At 71.8% G+C, this 15970-nt stretch carries 13 protein-coding genes; 7 read left to right on the top strand and 6 right to left on the bottom strand.

What is annotated here, in order from left to right:
- Positions 1 to 422: 422 nt before the first annotated feature.
- Positions 423 to 1706, bottom strand: coding sequence for an ion transporter (locus Apa02nite_RS51810; RefSeq protein WP_239165141.1), 1284 nt, complete (start codon positions 1704 to 1706; stop codon positions 423 to 425).
- 239 nt (positions 1707 to 1945) lie between these two features.
- On the opposite strand from Apa02nite_RS51810, the gene Apa02nite_RS50195 reads away from it, so the two are divergent.
- Positions 1946 to 2224 (top strand): excalibur calcium-binding domain-containing protein, encoded by a 279-nt coding sequence (locus tag Apa02nite_RS50195; protein WP_203831486.1) that lies wholly within the window; start codon positions 1946 to 1948, stop codon positions 2222 to 2224.
- A gap of 192 nt (positions 2225 to 2416) precedes the next feature.
- Here the strand turns inward: Apa02nite_RS50195 and Apa02nite_RS50190 are convergent, their stop codons facing one another.
- Genes Apa02nite_RS50190 through Apa02nite_RS50180 form a run of 3 tightly spaced genes read right to left on the bottom strand, consistent with a single transcriptional unit; the run spans position 2417 to position 5810 of the window.
- The gene (locus tag Apa02nite_RS50190; protein ID WP_203831485.1) at positions 2417 to 3271 is read right to left on the bottom strand and encodes a geranyl diphosphate 2-C-methyltransferase; all 855 of its coding nucleotides are present in this window, start codon (positions 3269 to 3271) and stop codon (positions 2417 to 2419) included.
- Positions 3268 to 4398, bottom strand: a complete 1131-nt coding sequence (locus Apa02nite_RS50185; RefSeq protein WP_239165140.1) for a family 2 encapsulin nanocompartment cargo protein terpene cyclase — start codon at positions 4396 to 4398, stop codon at positions 3268 to 3270. Before Apa02nite_RS50185 ends, Apa02nite_RS50190 begins: the two co-directional genes overlap by 4 nt.
- Positions 4398 to 5810, bottom strand: a complete 1413-nt coding sequence (locus Apa02nite_RS50180; RefSeq protein ID WP_067705807.1) for a family 2B encapsulin nanocompartment shell protein — start codon at positions 5808 to 5810, stop codon at positions 4398 to 4400. Before Apa02nite_RS50180 ends, Apa02nite_RS50185 begins: the two co-directional genes overlap by 1 nt.
- A 129-nt stretch (positions 5811 to 5939) precedes the next feature.
- Between Apa02nite_RS50180 and Apa02nite_RS50175 the strand changes: the two genes are divergently transcribed.
- The 6 genes from Apa02nite_RS50175 (at position 5940) to Apa02nite_RS50150 (ending at position 13068) form a co-directional block, all read left to right on the top strand.
- Entirely contained in the window at positions 5940 to 7001 is a 1062-nt protein-coding gene (locus Apa02nite_RS50175) for a hypothetical protein (RefSeq protein ID WP_203831483.1), read from the top strand.
- Between the two features lie 40 nt (positions 7002 to 7041).
- Positions 7042 to 7494, top strand: coding sequence for a hypothetical protein (locus Apa02nite_RS50170; protein WP_203831482.1), 453 nt, complete (start codon positions 7042 to 7044; stop codon positions 7492 to 7494).
- 76 nt (positions 7495 to 7570) lie between these two features.
- On the top strand, positions 7571 to 9688 hold the full coding sequence (locus Apa02nite_RS50165) for a sensor histidine kinase (RefSeq protein WP_203831481.1): 2118 nt from the start codon (positions 7571 to 7573) through the stop codon (positions 9686 to 9688).
- Positions 9685 to 10878, top strand: coding sequence for a GAF domain-containing sensor histidine kinase (locus Apa02nite_RS50160; RefSeq protein ID WP_203831480.1), 1194 nt, complete (start codon positions 9685 to 9687; stop codon positions 10876 to 10878). Before Apa02nite_RS50165 ends, Apa02nite_RS50160 begins: the two co-directional genes overlap by 4 nt.
- A 26-nt stretch (positions 10879 to 10904) precedes the next feature.
- Positions 10905 to 11483, top strand: a complete 579-nt coding sequence (locus Apa02nite_RS50155; RefSeq protein WP_239165139.1) for a hypothetical protein — start codon at positions 10905 to 10907, stop codon at positions 11481 to 11483.
- A gap of 22 nt (positions 11484 to 11505) precedes the next feature.
- Complete coding sequence (locus tag Apa02nite_RS50150) at positions 11506 to 13068, top strand: cation:proton antiporter (RefSeq protein ID WP_239165138.1); 1563 nt, start codon at positions 11506 to 11508, stop codon at positions 13066 to 13068.
- On the opposite strand, the gene Apa02nite_RS50145 is transcribed toward Apa02nite_RS50150, so the two are convergent.
- Positions 13061 to 13300: an NUDIX hydrolase gene (locus Apa02nite_RS50145; RefSeq protein WP_203831478.1), complete on the bottom strand. Its 240-nt coding sequence runs from the start codon at positions 13298 to 13300 to the stop codon at positions 13061 to 13063. The two genes, Apa02nite_RS50150 and Apa02nite_RS50145, sit on opposite strands and share 8 nt — an antisense overlap.
- Positions 13301 to 13309: 9 nt before the next feature.
- Positions 13310 to 15655 (bottom strand): PAS domain S-box protein, encoded by a 2346-nt coding sequence (locus Apa02nite_RS50140; RefSeq protein WP_203831477.1) that lies wholly within the window; start codon positions 15653 to 15655, stop codon positions 13310 to 13312.
- Positions 15656 to 15970: the final 315 nt, after the last annotated feature.

Here is a 15970-nt window from a genome sequence, read left to right as displayed (position 1 = left end):
ACCCCAAGACCGCAGAGCCCCACCGAGATCAAAATAGGCTGAGCGGCATTGGGGCAAGCTCGGCTGGTCCTGAGGGTCGCTAAAACCGGCACGAGACAACCCTGAACACCAGCCAGGCAAGCTCGGCTGGTCCTGAGAGCGCTAAAACCAGCACGAGACGACCCTCAGGACCAGCCGGAAGGTGCTGCGTGCTGGTGTCGTCTCGGGATACGGGACGGCGGGTGGACTGCGGCGTAGCGCGGAGTCGCGTCGCACCGGGACAACCCGCGCTTGTCCACATACCAGGACCGGAAGACCGCCTGCTGGGACGACCGGAGGTGGCTGCGGCTAGTACCGGCGCAGCGGGCCCTGATCTGCCGCTGCGCCGCCTGGCTGCCGGCCTCAGCCATCCGGCAACCATGGCAAAGCGGGCGCGCCCCGGGTCAGGGGTGGACCGTGCCGGGGGCCGATTCGGCGGCGGCATGGTCCGGGGCGGGCTGGGCGGGGACCACCGCCGGAACGCCGGCATCCGCAACCGGGCCGGCGTTAACAGCCGGGCCGCCATGGACAACCGAGCCGGCACTAACAACCGGGCCGCCGTGAACAACCGGGCCGCCGTGAACAACCGGGCCGCCATGGGCAACCGGGCCGCCATGGGCAGACAGGCCGCCGTGGGCAGACAGGCCGGCGTGGGCAGACAGGGCGTGGGTGGTGTCTCGGGCGCCCGCGAGGTTCGCGGTGAGCTGGGATTCCAGAGCGTCGACCGCTGCGCGGAGGTGGGCCAGCTGCTCTCGGACGTCGACCATCGGCGGGAGAGGAGGCGGGCCGGCCCACGGAACGCCGCCGGATGACAAGGCAGCGCTGGATGACGGGGCGGGGCCGGACGACGGGGACGGGGCGGGGCCGGGGGACGGGACCGGGCCGGGCGTCGCGGCCAGGAGGGTGATCGAGGCGGCCTCCGGGAGGGACCGTGGCGGCTGGGACGCGGTCTTGTGGCCGGGCTGGTGGGTGGCTCGCTCGTCCTCGTGTGCCTCCTGCAGCGCGGTCAGCACCACGCCGACCAGCAGGTTGGTCAGCAGGTAACAGGCGGTGACCATGTAGGACACGTAGTAGAGGACGGCCCAGCCGCTCACCTCCCGGCCGGCCTGCAGGGTGTCGGTGATGCCGTCCAGGGAGAGCAGCAGGAAGAGGGTGAGCATCGCCTGGCCGACCGTGCCGTACCGGTCCGGGAAAGCGGTGCCGAACATCATCCAGCCGAGCATCGCGTAGCCGTACAGCAGCAGGACGGTGACCAGTAGGAAGCTGGCCAGGCCGGGCAGGCTGCGCCGGATGCCGACCAGGATCACCCGCAAACTCGGGAAGAGCCGGAACGTGCGCAGGATCCGGGCCAGGCGCAACAGCCGCAGCAGGGTGACGTTCTCCCGCACCCCGGGCAGCAGCGGCGCGACCACGATCGCCAGGTCGAACAGGTTCCAGCGGTCCCGGAAGAACCCGGCGGGGGCGCTCAGGTGCGATCCGAACCGGACGATCAACTCGACCACAAAGCCGGTCACGCACAGGTACTCGAGGACCTGCAGCTCGGCGCCGGCGGTGCGGACCACCGGACCGTACGTCTCCAGCCCGAGAGCCGCGGCATTGACCATGATGACGACGAACCCGGCGATGTTGAACCAGGGCGCCTCGACCACTCGCGCACAGCGCGCGGCGAGGCCACGGGTGGACTTCATCAACGGTCGGTGCTCCCTCGGCCGAACGGTAACCGGCCGGAGCCTATGTCAGCCCGTGCCGCGTCGGGTAAACCGCCCACCTCGTCACACCGCGTGCCCTACCGGACACCACCCTCCCGGGTGATCCCGGTCGGCCGAAGTGGCAAACGTGGCCGGACATTCAGCGGAATGAGTGACCTCTATCGGTCAGCGACCGTCTGGTCACCTAGGGTGGCACGCAGTCACCGATGGGGAGAACGATGCAGAAACTGATTCGTGGGGTTCTTGTGCTGGCTCTGGCCGCTGGCGGCGGGGCCGTCCTCGCGTCGCCGGCTGAGGCGGCCGTAACGATCAAGACCTTCAAGAACTGCACCGAGCTGAACAAGAAGTACAAGCACGGTGTCGGCAAGAAGGGCGCGAAGGACAAGGTGCGCGGCAAGACCAAGGCCGTCACCACCTTCTACGTCAACACCAAGCTGTACAACGCGAACAAGAAGTCGGACCGCGACAAGGACGGCGTGGCCTGCGAGAAGCGGTGACGCCCGCTACGTGAGGCTCTCCGCGGCCCGGGCCCCGGCCGGCGCCGGTGCGCTGGTCAGGATCCGGGCCGTGCCGTGCCGATCAGCTGGACGCGGCTGAAGGCCTGCACGAAACAGCAGCACCCCGCCCGGCGCACGAAAAACCGCCGCCGGGGGCGAGGCCCCCGGCGGCGGCATTTCCGGCCGGGCTGGTCAGACCCGGTCGGCGGCGATCAAGAGGTAGTGGAAGCTACCTTCCTTGTACGCCGTGAGGAACGCCTCCTCGATCCCGGTCGCGATGTCCGACTGAGCGCGCAGCTCCCAGTACGGAATGGTCGCCGCGGTCAGGTCGACCACGTTGATCGGGACCAGATCGTGCGCCGCGAGCGACTTGAAGTAGTCGCTGCGCGGGTGGATGTCGCAGGTGTAGTGCTCGTTGATCTTGCTGACCGCCTTGGAGCGCCGGCCGGTCACGTCGTTCGCGCAGCCGGTGATGCAGACGTAGCGGCCGCCGAAGCCGAGCATCCGGGCGAACTCGCCGAACAGGTCGTCCAGATCGACGTACATCGTCGTCTCGTTCGTCCAGATCGCCTGCCGCGACCCGGTGGCGAACCCGGACTCCAGCATGTTCCGGAAGTGGAACCTGACCTTGTCGGCGACCCCGCGCCGGCTCGCCTGCTCGTTGGCGAAGCCGACCTGGTACTCGGAGATCGACACGCCGTCGACCTGGCAGCCGAACCGGGCGTTGGCCATGATGCTGGTGCCGCCCCGGCCGGAGCCGCCGTCCAGCAGCGCGTCGGTGGGCCGGATCGGCCCGAGGTGGTCGAGCAGCAGGTCGGCCTGCGCGCTCTCCAGCCGGTGCAGCTCGGCGATCAGCCGCTGCTCGCGGGTCTCGACCGGGCCGCCGAGCACGCTCAGGTCGGGCTCGCCGATCCCGTAGTGGTGGTGGTAGAGGCCGTCGACCTCGCCGAGGCGCAGGTTGACCGGGTCGACCTGGTTGGTGTTCCAGTAGGCCGCGACCGAGCGCTCGAAGTCGGTACGCAGCGGAGAGATGGCAGTGGTCGTCATGAGTCTTCTCCTTGAGAGTCGTGGTAACGGCCGCTCGTCGCGTGCCACTCCCGGCTGCCGCCCAGCCAGGCCCAGGTGTCGGCCAGGAAGCGACGGAGGTTCGGTGACCCGGTCGCGCTCAGCGAGGCGGCCAGGGTCACGAAGCTGGTCATCAGTTCGTTGTGGATCTCGACGGTGCGCAGGACCGCTTCCCGGGGCGTGAGCCCCTCGTGCGCGGTCAGCACGGTCGGCAGGTTGTGATCGGTCTCGGACTCGTTCTTTCCCGAGTAGAGGTCGTTGACCAGCACGGCGGCGTCGCCGGCGGTGGTGAACGCCTCGCGCACCCGCGGGTGGTAGAACTCGTCCGGGGACAGCTCGTAGCCGCCCAGCACGTCGATCAGGATCATCGGCGGCAGGTAGTTGTTGAGGTGCCGCTGCACCAGGTACTCCCAGACCGGCGGGGTGCGCCGGTTGGCGTGCCAGTCCGCCTCCTGCGTCCAGGCCAGGAAGAGGATCGCCATCTGGTGCTGGAAGCGGCCCATCTGCGCCGCGGTCGTATACCTGGCCAGGTGTTCCATCGCGCTGCGGAACGCCACCGAGATCGGCTGCAGCCGGTGGTGCTCCTCGTGGTCGGCCGCGTACCGGCGCGGCAGCGCGGCCGGGTCGACCACCGCGTGCAGGTTGGCGAGCCGGGAGCCGACCACCATCGGGTCGGCGCCCAGGGACACCTCGTCGACGTAGTAGTCGTCCGCCGCCCACTCCGCGACCAGGCACTTGGTCGCCGCGAGCAGCCGATCAGGATCGGACGTGTTGGGGTGGGCCAGCATCATGAACCGGCCGAAGTCGGCCGTCCGTAGCTTGTCCAGCCGGCCCGGGTAGATGCCGACCTCCTCGGCCCAGCGCACCACGGCCTGGTTGACCTGCTCACCCAGCGCACGGTCGTCGCGCACCGGTCCGGGGCAGAAGAGCTGCGGCGCCGGACTCTCCGGCCGGAGGAAGAAGCGGGCCGCGGAGGTGCCGAGGCCGGTCGGCGCCAGACCGATCTTCGACTTTTCCGGTACGGCGGTGAGCGCGGCAGCGAGCTCACCGGGTGGCGCTCCGCGCAGGTCACGCAGGATGTCCCTGCCGAGATCGGGGGCGAGCAGCATCAGTGCGACAGCTCGACGTGGTCCAGGATGCCCAGCGCGTCCGGCACCAGCACCGCGGCCGAGTAGTACGCGCTGACCAGGTAGGACATCACCGCCTGCTCGTTGATCCCCATGAACCGCACGGAGAGGCTCGGCTCGTACTCGTCCGGGATGCCGGTCTGGTGCAGCCCGACCACACCCTGGTCGGACTCGCCGAGCCGCATCGCCAGGATCGAGGTGGTGTGCGACTCGGTGACCGGGATCTTGCCGCTGGGCAGGATCGGCACGCCGCGCCACGCCATCACGGTGTGCCCGTCCATGTCGAGCATCGGCGGGTAGATGCCGCGCTTGGTGCACTCCCGGCCGAACGCCGCGATGGCCTGCGGGTGCGCCAGGAACATCTTGGTGCTGCGCCGCATGCTGAGCAGCTCGTCCAGGTCGTCCGGGGTGGGCGGGCCGCCCCGGGTGTGGATGCGCTGCCGCAGGTCGGCGTTGTGCAGCAGGCCGAACTCGCGGTTGTTGATCATTTCGTATTCCTGGCGCTCGCGCAGCGCCTCGACGGTGAGCCGGAGCTGCTGCTCGAGCTGGTTCATCGGGTCGTTGTAGAGGTCGGCGACCCGGGTGTGCATCCGCAGGATGGTCTGCGCGACGCTCAGCTCGTACTCGCGCGGGGCCTCCTCGTAGTCGACGTACGTGCCGTCCAGGACCGGCTCGCCCTTGTGGCCCGCGGCGACCGAGATCGCCGCCTCGCCGTGCTTGTTCTGCGGGCGGCGGTTCTTGGCCTGGAAGCGTTCGACGTGCGAGCGCAGGTGGACGCTGCGGCCGAGCAGTTCGACGAACGCGGACCGCGGCATGCTCAGCAGGGTCACCGCGGTCATCGCCTTGGCGGTGTAGTCCCAGATCCGCTCGGCGTCGATCAGCGCCTGCTCACCGAACGCCTCGCCGTCGGCCAGCACACCCAGGTTGACCGGGTCGCCGTAGGCGCCCACGCCGACCTTGTTCACCTTGCCGTGCGCGATCACGTAGACCTGGTCGGCGATCGAGCCGAACTCCACGATCACCTGGCCGGGCTGGTACTCCTGCTGGACGAACTTGTCGGCCATGTCGGCCAGCACTTCGGGATCGTCGAACTCGCTGAGCACGGAGAGCTCACGCAGCTCGGCGGGGACGACGCGGACCTGGGCGCCGACGTTGGTGAAGCTGAGCCGGCCGTCGCCGATCCGGTAGGTCATCCGCCGGTTCACCCGGAAGGCGCCGCCGGAGACCTGCACCCACGGCAGCTTGCGCAGCAGCCACCGCGAGGTGATCTCCTGCATCTGCGGGACCGTCTTGGTGGTGGTGGTCAGATTCCGGGCCGCCGCCGTGCTGAGACTGCTCTGGCGTTCCCGCTCTTTCTCTTCCTCACGGATTTCGGACTGGGTGGGAGTAGCCACCGTTCGTACCCCGTTCATCGGTTTGAAAGCATGTATTCCGTAACGCCGTTCTATCGCAGATCAGGCCGCTTTGTCGGGTTTCACGGAATATGCACACATGCTCTGAGCAGGGCTTCTAGCTTGAAGATCATGGAGAAGACCCTGTTCCGTGCCCTGCTCCTCGCCACCACCGCCTCGCTGGCGGCCGGCGCGCTCGCCGCACCGGCCGCGGCGCTGGCCGCCGGCACCACCACGTCGCTGAGCAGCGCCGAGATGGCCGCCGCGCTCAAGGCGGTGGCCGCCACCACGGCCACCGCGGAGATCCCCGGGTACGCCGGCGACGTCACGGCCACCTTCGACTCGTTTTCCACGACCGCGGTGACCACGACGTTGCTGCACCACCCGGCCCTGCTGAAGGCGACGGCCACCGGCCGGCAGACCGGCTCGGTGAGGTTCGTCGCCGACCCGGCACACGGCCGCGGCTCCTTCCGCAGCGTGATCGCCGGCGACGGCGTCACCATCGGCTACGGCGTGGGCGGCAAGGGCGAATACGTGTACCTGGCCGACCCGGCCGAGCGCGCCGCCGCCAGGATGGCCGGCCTCCCGGCCGCGCGGTACGTCTTCCAGCCGGACCCCAAGCTGACCCTGGACACCTGGGCCGGCCAGAACGCCCCGGCACCGTCCGACCTGATCGTCCAGGACCCGCGACACCCGGGCACCAGGACCGTCCACGACGACGGCTCCGCCGACTACACGTACACGACGGACTCCGCGACGATCACCTACTCGGCGGACGCCGGCGGGGTGGCCACCGGCTGCACCGTCGCGTCGCCCGCGATCGACGAGACGTTCGTCTTCCAGTACGGCGCGCAGAGCGTGACGCTGCCCCCGTCCACCCAGGTGATCAGCCGGGCGACGCTGACCAAGGCGCTGGCCTACCGGACCATGGCGCGCAGCGTGGCGCGGGTCGCCGGGGACATCACCGCGCTGGTCGAGGAGAAGGCGCACGGCAGGAACGTCACCGTGACCGGGGTCCGCAAGTGGGGCCGGGTGGTGGTCACCGGCTTCAACCGCAGCGTCGAGTTCACGATGGTCACGGTCAGGAACAGTGCCCGCGGGGTGCGGATCGGCGCGAAGAACCCGTACACCGGTGCCACGAGCGCCTACCTGGTCAAGGCGTGGGGCAAGCACGCGGTGGCCCGCAAGGCGTGATGCCCGGGAACCCCGTTCGACCCGCCGGTGTCATGACTTCATGCGTACGCTCGCTCCTGCGATCCTGATCCTCCTCCTCGGCGCGTGCACCGCGTCGAAGCCGGCGCCGGCCACCACCCCGCCCCGCGGGGACTGCGAAACCGGAGTGAGCCGGGCGGCCCTGCCCGAGTGGGCCCGGGCCGGGTTCACCGGCGACGGCGCCGGGACCCCGCACCGGCTCGGCGACCGGGGTGACCTGATGGCGGTGCTGTTCAACTACCCGCCGGTGGCCGACCCGGACCGGGGCACCAAGATCCTCTGGGTGTCCCGGCTCCCGGTCGACTCCCCCCGCCCGCTGGTCATCGACGCCGTCCGGGACGACGGGCAGGTCGCGCGCCAGGAACTCACCGGCGGTGCCGGCCCGTCGTCCGTCCAGCTCCCCGCGCCCGGCTGCTGGGCCCTGACACTCTCCTGGTCCGGTCACACCGACGCGATGCGCCTGCGTTTCACCTGACCCGGCCCGGCCCTCAACTCGGCAGCACGGGGGCCGATAGACCTCGAACCGGACAACGGCCGAGGACGGAGGCAGGGTGTCGTACCGCTCGTCGCTCCTGCGCACGGTGATGTTCGCCGCCGCCTACGCGATCGCCTGCGCGGCAGGCCGGCTGACCGTGATGGACTCGTCCAACCTCAGCCTGGTCTGGCCCGCCGCCGGCGTCGCCGTGATCTGGTTCTGCGCCCAGCGGCAGGCCCGGGCGACCTGGCCGGACGTGACCGCGTTCGCGCTGGTCACGATGGCGATCAACATGATCACCGGCGCGTCGCCCACACTCGCCCTGTGCTTCGTGGTGGCCAACCTGCTGCAGGTCGCGGTCTTCCTGGTGCTCTTCCAGCGCTGGCGCCCCGGGCTCTGGGGCACCGGCGGGCCCGCGCCGATGCGGACCCCCGGCGACCTGTGGGGGCTGCTCGCCGCCGCGTTCACCGCCACCCTCTCCGGCGCGGTCGTCGGCCCGCTGGTGATCTGGCTGGTCACCGGCACCTTCTCCTGGGCCGCGGCCTTCGTCTGGCTGGCCCGCAACACCGCCAGCGTGCTGCTGCTCGGTGCGGTGGCGCTGAGCGTCGGGCACGCGGTGACCGGGTACCGGGACCGGCACGGCGGCCTGGCGCAGTGGGGCCGGCACGGCATGTCGCTGCTCGCGGCCGCACCGCGGCGCCGGGTCCTGGAGTACCTCGCGATCATCGTCGGCACCATGGCCACGTACGTGGCCGGCTTCGGCCTCGGCCACGGCCTGCCGCTGACCTTCCTCATGATCGCCGTGACGGTGTGGGCCGGCGCCCGGCTCGCCACCCCGTTCGTGGCGCTGCACGCCCTGGCCACCGGCACCGTCTCGGTGCTGTTCACCCTGCACGGGCTGGGACCGTTCGCGGCGGTCGAGGACAACGCCACCCGGGCGTTCCTGGCACAGCTCTTCGTGGCGCTGGTGGCCGTGGTCGGCCTGGCCCTGGCGCTCGGCCGGGACGAACGCGACGCGCTGCTCGCCGAACTCGCCGCGGAGAAGGCCGAACTGGCCGTGCACCGCGAGGAGGCGTCCCGGCGCGCCGACATGATGACCACGATCGTCGACTCGATGACCGACGGCCTCGCGGTGATCGCCGCGGACGGCCGGGTGGTGCTGCGCAACCCGGCCGCGGCGCGCCTGCTCGGCGGCCAGGTCAGCCCGGACCACCGGATGCTCACCAGCACGCACTACGGCCTCTTCCACCTCGACGGCCGCCCGGTCGCCGAGTCCGAGATGATGCACCGCCGCGCGATAGCCGGCGACCACCTGCACGGCCAGGACTACCTGGTGCGCAACGCCGGTGTGCCGGAGGGCCGGATCCTGCGGGTCACCTCCGGCTCGTTCAACGACGTCGGCGGGGAGCGCACCGCCGTGCTGCTGTTCCACGACGTCACCGCCGAACGCCGGCACCGCGACGAGCTGACCAGCTTCGCCGGCGTGGTGGCGCACGACCTGCTGAACCCGGTGACCACCGTCGAGGGCTGGAGCGAGGCGGCCGAGGACGCCCTGGACGGGGTGCCCGGCGTGGAACGGGCCCGGGACGGCCTGGCCCGGGTGCGCCGCGCCGCGGGACGGATGCGCACCCTGATCAACGGGCTGCTGGACTACACCACCGCCCGGGACGCCGAGGTGGCACCGGCCCGGATCGACCTGGACGAGCTGGTCGCCGAGATCACCGCGGCCCGGAGCGACGCGGCGGTGGCCGCCGGCACGCCACGGCCCCACTTCACGGTCGGCGACCTGCCCGCGGTCTACGCCGACCCGGTGCTGACCCGGCAACTGCTGGACAACCTGATCGGGAACGCGATCAAGTACACCGCGCCGGGCGTCGAGCCGGCCCTGACCGTCACCGGCGGCACCGCCGACGGCCTGGTCCGGATCTCGGTGGCCGACAACGGCATCGGCATCCCGGCCGGCCAGCACGAGACGATCTTCGGCAACTTCCACCGGGCGCACCGCACCGAGGGGTACGCCGGCACCGGTCTCGGCCTGGGCATCTGCAAACGCATCGCCGAACGGCACGGCGGCACCATCACGGCCGGTGACAACCCGGGCGGTGGCTCCCGGTTCACCTTCACCCTCCCGGCCGCGCCGGTCCTCGCGCCGCTCCTCAGCAATGCCGGGGCAGAGCCGATGGTCAGGCTATGAGCGACGTCGTCAACGACGAGGCCCGGCTCGCCGCACTGCGCTCCTATCGGGTGCTGGACCGGCCCCGGCCGGCGGTGCTCGACGACCTCACCCGGCTGGCCGCCACCATGTTCGACACCCCGATCGCCGCCGTCTCGCTCGTCGACCGGGACCGGCAGTGGTTCGCCGGCAGCGTCGGCCTGCCGGTGCCGCAGACCCCGCTGGACGTCTCGTTCTGCGCGCACGTGGTCCCGGTCCGCAAGCCACTGATCGTCCCGGACGCGACCCTGGACCCGACGTTCGCCGGCTACGCCAACGTGATCGGCGCGCCGCACCTCCGGTTCTACGCGGGCGCACCGATCTTCGACGAGGCCGGCCACGTGCTGGGCACCGTCTGCGTGGTCGACGACGTGACCCGGGAGATCGGCGACCGGCAGATCGACGCGCTCACCACGTTCGCCGGACAGGCCTCGATGCACCTGGCCGCGATCCGCAACCGGCTGCAGCTCGCCGACCTCGGCGATCACCTGGCCCGCGCGGCACAGCGCGAGGAGGACCTGATCGCGACGATCACGCACGAGCTGCGGACCCCGGTCACCACGATCCAGGGGTTCCTGGAGCTGCTCTGCGACGACGAGGACCTGGCGCCGTACCGGCGGTTGATCGAACCGATCGAACGCAACGGCAGGCGCCTCGTCTCGATGATCGACCACATCCTGGCCGGCACCCGGCCGCCCGACGCGCCGCTGCCCGCCCCGATCGGGCCGGCCGACCTGAACACCGCGGTCGAGACGGCGGTGTCCGCCTGCCGGTCCCTCGCCGCCCGGCGGCCCGAGCCGATCGACGTGCACACCGGCCCGCCGGTCATCGTGCGCGCCGACCTGTCCCGGCTGTCCCACGCGATCGAGCAGCTGCTGCGCAACGCGCTGCTGTTCACCCCGGAACACCGGCCGATCACGGTACGGGTCACCGCCGATCCGCAACCGGTCGTCGAGATCAGCGACGCCGGGGTGGGCATCCCGGACGACGAACTGCCGTACGTCTTCGACCGCTTCTACCGGGGCCGACACGCCCGCGACCAGGCAGTTCCCGGCGTCGGGCTGGGCCTGACCATCGCCCGGGCGACGATCGCGGCGCACCTGGGCGAGCTGACCGTGACCAGCGATCCGCACGGAGTCACGGCCCGGGTCACGCTGCCCGCCTTCGACTGACCCGTTCCCGGCGATACGGTAGGCGGATGGAGCGGCCGATGTTCCCCGACGACGTGGTCGCGGTGATCATGCGGCGGCTGGCCGAGCAGCGCCGAGTGGTCCCCGGTTACGTGATCCGGGACGCCGTCGAGGCCGCGCTGCGCCGCCGGTTCCCGGACGTCCCGCTGGCCACGCTGCACGTCCCGCCGGAGGTGGCCGCCGAGCTGGTCACCGGGTTCGGCGACGGGAACGCGGCCGCCGAGGACGATTCCGCGACCATGCCGGCCGTGCTCAGCGGCGACGAGACCGGGCGGCTGCTCGCGGCGCTGGGCCTGGCCGTACACGTGGCCGCCTTCAACCTGGACCGGGACCGCCTGCACGTGGCGCAGATCCTGAACGGGTCGGCGGCCGCCCTGGTCGCTCTCGGCGCCGCGCAGCGCGCCGCGGACGCCGCCGGCACCGTGGCGGTGCTGCTCTCCCCGGCCACCCTGCGCACCGTGCGGACCACGATGGTCGCCGTCCTGCAGGGCGTCCGGAACCGTGGCTGGCAGGCCGAACATCTCGACCCGGTGGCGTCCACGGCGATGTTCACCGACGTCCTGACCCTGCTCGGAGCCGTGCCCTAATAGGGTGTTCCCGGTGAACGGCGTGCAGCTTCTGCTCATCATCGGCACCGGCATCGCGGTCACCTCGATCGCGCGCCGGCATCGCATCGAGCCGGGCTGGGTGATCGTGGTGATCGCGGCCGCGGCCTCGTTCATCCCCGGCGTGCCCCGGCTCGAGCTGGAGAGCCACCTGATGCTCGCCATCGTGATCCCGCCGCTGCTCTACTCGGCGACCCGCGGCGCCTCGGTCTCCGCCTTCGGCGCGAACCTGCGCGCGATCATCTCGCTCGGCGTGGTCGTCGTGGTGCTCACCGCCGCGGTGCTCGGCTGGCTCTCCTCGCTGCTGCTGCCGACGATCGGCCTCACCGCCGCGTTCGTGCTGGGTTCGATCCTGGCCCCGCCGGACACCATCACCACCGTCTCGCACGGCGACGAGATCGGGCTGCCGAAGCGGGCCACCTCGATCCTCACCGGGGAGAGCCTGGTCAACGACGCGACCGCGCTGACCCTGTTCAGCATCGCGGTGGCCGCGGTCAACGGCGAGCACGCCACCTGGGGCGGCGGCATCCTGGAGTTCCTGCGCACCGCGTCGATCGGGCTGGCCATCGGGGCCGGGTTCGCCCTGCTCGGGCTGATCCTGCGCAAACGGCTCGGCAACCCGACGCTGGAGACGGCGCTGACCCTGCTGCTGCCGTTCACCGCGTTCCTGACCGCGGAGGAGGTGCACGCGTCCGGCATCCTGGCCGTGGTCGCCGCGGCGTTCTCGATGAGCATCAACCTGGCCCTCGACCCGAAGCACCAGTACCCCGGCGGCTACCTGACCCGGCTGCAGGAGGAGCAGGTCTGGCGGGTGATGGACTTCCTGCTGGAGACGTTCGTCTTCGCGTACATCGGGCTGCAGCTCAAGTTCGTCCTCGACGACCTCGCCGAGTCCGACGACCCGGGCGTGGCCCGCACGCTGATCGCGGCCGGGGTGCTGCTGGTGGCCGCGATCGTGGTCCGGATGGTGGCGGTCTTCGGCCTGTTCGGCCGCTGGCGCCTGAAACACCGGGCGATCCAGGCGCGGGTCGCCCGCGACCCGCGCGCCGCCCAGGTCTACCGGGACCGGCTCGCCCGGCGCCGCGGCGGTGAGCCGCTGCCGCCGCCGACCGTCAAGGAGACCACCCTGGTCGGCTGGACCGGCATGCGCGGCATCCTCACCCTGGCGGCCGCGGCCGCGGTCCCGGAACACACCTCGTCCGGCGCGCCGTTCCCGGGCCGGGACGCGATCCAGGCGATCGCGCTGATCGTCACGCTCGGCACCCTGCTGATCCAGGGCACCACGATCGGCTGGCTGGCCAAGCGGCTGAAGTTCGACCTGACCGCCGAGCGCGCCGAGGAGGAGCAGGTCCGCGAACGGGCCCACCGGATCGTCGCCGAGGCCGCCGCCCAGCCGGCCACCGACGTGGACGCGTCCTTCGAGGCGCAGCGCCTCGCCCTGGGCCGGGCGGTGATGGAGCGGACGGTCACCGAGGACCTGGCCCGCGAGCTGATCGAGGACCTGGACCTGCGCCAGGCCGCCCGCCACACCACCACCGGCGTTCCCGGGGCGACACCGATCAGCTGAGGGCGAAGCCGTCCTCCAGGTAGGCCACCGTGCCGGCCGCGCGAGCCTCGATGGCGGCGGTGAGCCGGCGGGCCAGCAGCGCGGAGAGCCGGGTGGCGGCCTCCGGCCCGGTGCACCACGCCCAGCTGCGCAGCTCCTCGGCGGGCAGCCGGATCCGGCCGGCCGGGTCGGAGAGCAGCACCCTGGCACCCATCCGTTTGCGGGGCAGGGTGGCGGTCCAGTCCTCGGTCACCGCGTCAGGCTAACCAGCGGGGGCGATCTCCAGGCGCAGGGTGAAGACGCTGCCGGACGGCACGCCCGGGCGGTAGCCGACCCGGCCGCCGTTCGCCTGGGCCAGGCTGGACACGATGTGCAGGCCCAGCCCGTGCCCCTCGGCGAGGCTGTCCTCGGCCCGGGTGTAGCGCTCGAACAGGTGCGGCCGCAGCTCGGCGGGCACCCCGGCGCCCTCGTCGGTCACGCTGACCTCCGCCTCCCCGCCCACCACGACCGCGGAGAGGCCCGTGGCGCCGCCGCCGTACTTGCGCGCGTTGGTCAGGAAGTTCACCAGGATCTGCCGCAGGTGGGCGGGGTTGGCCAGCACCGTCACGCCGGGCGGGCAGTCGACCGGCACGGCCATGTCGGCCGCGTCCACCGCGTCCTGCAGCGCGGCGCCCAGCAGGACCGGCTGGCGTACCGTGGTCAGCTCGCCGGCGTCCAGTTTGCACATCGCCAGCACGTTGTGCCGCAGCTCGTCGATCCGGTGCGCGCCGTTCATGATCCGGGTGGTCAGCGCGGTCAGCGGAGCGGGCAGGTCGGCCTCGCTGAGCACTTCGCCGTACCCGAGGATCGCGGTGAGCGGGGTGCCGATGTCGTGCGACAGCATCCCCATGAGGTCGAGTTTCAGCTGGTTGGCGCGTTGCAGCTGCTCGTTGCGCTCGGCGAGCACGGCCTGGGTGGCGTCGCGTTCGTGCCGTGCCCGGGTCTGCTCGGTGATGTCCTGCACCACGCCGATCAGGTGCAGCGGGCGGCCGCCGCCGTCCCGGATCAGCCGGACGCCGGTCTGCACGTCGACCAGGTGCCCGTCGGCGTGCAGCAGGCGCTTGGTCCGCTCGTAGGAGTCGCCGTCGTCGGCGAACAGCCCGGCGAGCGCCTCGGTGTCGCCGTCCCGGTCGTCCGGGTGGGTCAGCAGCACCACGCCGGAGCCGGTCAGCTCGGCCGCGGACCGGCCGACCATCCGCGCGTACGCGTCGTTGACGTGCAGGATGTTCCCGTCCAGCCCGACGATCACCTGCCCGATCGTGGACTGGTGGAACTGCACCCGGAACCGCCGCTCGCTCTCCTCCCGGGCCTGCTCGGCACGGCGCCGCTCGGTGATGTCGGTGTTCGTCTCGATGATCTCCTGGCCGGTCCCGCCGGCGGCCGGTCGGGACACGAACCGGCTGAGCGCGACGACGGTCTTCCCGTCGGCGCGCCGATGCACCAGCTCGCCGTGCCAGGAGCCGGTCGTCGCGAGCGCCTGCTCGACCTCGGACAGCGGCTTCGGGAAGACCGTGGTGAGCAGCCGGTGGATGTTGCGGCCGAGCACGGCGTCGGCCGGCCAGCCGTACATCTGCTCGGCGCCCTGATTCCAGAACCGGATCGTGCCGTCCGGGTCGCGGACGATGACCGAGGCCGGAGCGGCGTCGATCAGCTCGGCCTGCCGGCGCAGCTGCTCCTCGGCGGTCCGGCGGGCGCTGATGTCGTGCAGGAACGCGTGGAAGACCGGCCGGCCGCCGCCGATGTTGGTGGCCTGCAGGGTGAACTCGACCGGGAACACCCGGCCGTCGCGATCCACCGCGGGCAGCTCCAGGCGCTGCCCGGCCAGCACCGACTTCCCGGTCGACCGGACCCGGTCCAGGCCCCGGCGGTGCGCCTCCCGGTGCGCCTCCGGGACGATCAGCGTGCTCAGGTCCATGCCCACGGCCTCGTCCCGGGACCAGCCGAAGAGCCGCTCGGCGGCCGGGTTCCACTCCCGGACCAGTCCGTCGGCGTCGATCGAGACGTAGGCGTCCTGGGACACCTCGAGGATCCGCCGGACCAGCGCGGAGTTCTCCTCGGCGTGCTGCGCCGACTGGACCAGCTCGATCTCCGACGAGACCGCCGCCGCGAGGTCCTCCAGGATCGCCAGGTGCTCGGCCGTCCAGGCCCGCGGCTCGACGTCGATGGCGCAGAACGCGCCGAGCGTCTCGCCGCCCACCCGGATCGGCATCCCGGCATAGGCGATCACGCCGATCTCGGTGATCGCCAGGTTGTCCCGGACCAGCGGATGCTCCCGCGCGTCCGACACCACCAGGGGCTGGTCGCCGTTCACGACGTGCTGGCAGAACGAGTGGCTCAGCGGCGTCTGCCCGAGATCCGCCCACGGCTGCGGCAACCCGATCTGGCTCGCGAACACCTGCCGATCGTCGAGCACCAGCGACACCAGCGCGGTCGGCGCACCCAGCAGCCGCGCCGCGAGCCTTGTCAGCCGCCGCAGCCCGGGCGCCTCACCGGCATCCAGCAGACCGGTCGCCCGCACGGCCGCGACCCGGCCCGGACTGTCCACCCGCCCCTGCTGGAGAACTGCCATATCGTGCCCATCGGCACTCCGCACCGATAGTTGAGCAGCGCCCACGTCACGGTCCGCTTCGGCTTCCGACCGCCCTTTTCCGGTACGAATACGGAGCGCCCGCCCGCAGGCTACGAGCCGAGTCCCGCGGTGGCCTCACGCGACGCCGCCCCCGCTCCCGACCGCCCCGCGCCTCCCGGCCTCGGCTGGCGCTGGCGGCTGCCTCCGGCCCGCCGAGACAACCCTCAGCACCAGCCGGGAGCGGGACGCGCGCTGCGGTCCGGGCCACGGACCGGCTCGCGGTGGGTGGCTGGTCGTGAGGGGTGTCTCGGCGGG

Origin of the sequence: Actinoplanes palleronii (genome assembly GCF_016862315.1) — a bacterium.
GTDB classification, from domain to species: Bacteria; Actinomycetota; Actinomycetes; order Mycobacteriales; family Micromonosporaceae; genus Actinoplanes; species Actinoplanes palleronii.
Note: the sequence above shows the minus strand (reverse complement) of the source record. Positions and strands in the feature narration are given on the sequence as shown.

Coding starts and splice junctions, on each gene's coding strand:
- Apa02nite_RS51810 (WP_239165141.1), bottom strand. CDS start 1,706: ATGAAGTCCACCCGTGGCCTCGCCGCGCGCTGTGCGCGAGTGGTCGAG.
- Apa02nite_RS50195 (WP_203831486.1), top strand. CDS start 1,946: ATGCAGAAACTGATTCGTGGGGTTCTTGTGCTGGCTCTGGCCGCTGGC.
- Apa02nite_RS50190 (WP_203831485.1), bottom strand. CDS start 3,271: ATGACGACCACTGCCATCTCTCCGCTGCGTACCGACTTCGAGCGCTCG.
- Apa02nite_RS50185 (WP_239165140.1), bottom strand. CDS start 4,398: ATGCTGCTCGCCCCCGATCTCGGCAGGGACATCCTGCGTGACCTGCGC.
- Apa02nite_RS50175 (WP_203831483.1), top strand. CDS start 5,940: ATGGAGAAGACCCTGTTCCGTGCCCTGCTCCTCGCCACCACCGCCTCG.
- Apa02nite_RS50170 (WP_203831482.1), top strand. CDS start 7,042: ATGCGTACGCTCGCTCCTGCGATCCTGATCCTCCTCCTCGGCGCGTGC.
- Apa02nite_RS50160 (WP_203831480.1), top strand. CDS start 9,685: ATGAGCGACGTCGTCAACGACGAGGCCCGGCTCGCCGCACTGCGCTCC.
- Apa02nite_RS50155 (WP_239165139.1), top strand. CDS start 10,905: ATGGAGCGGCCGATGTTCCCCGACGACGTGGTCGCGGTGATCATGCGG.
- Apa02nite_RS50140 (WP_203831477.1), bottom strand. CDS start 15,655: ATGGCAGTTCTCCAGCAGGGGCGGGTGGACAGTCCGGGCCGGGTCGCG.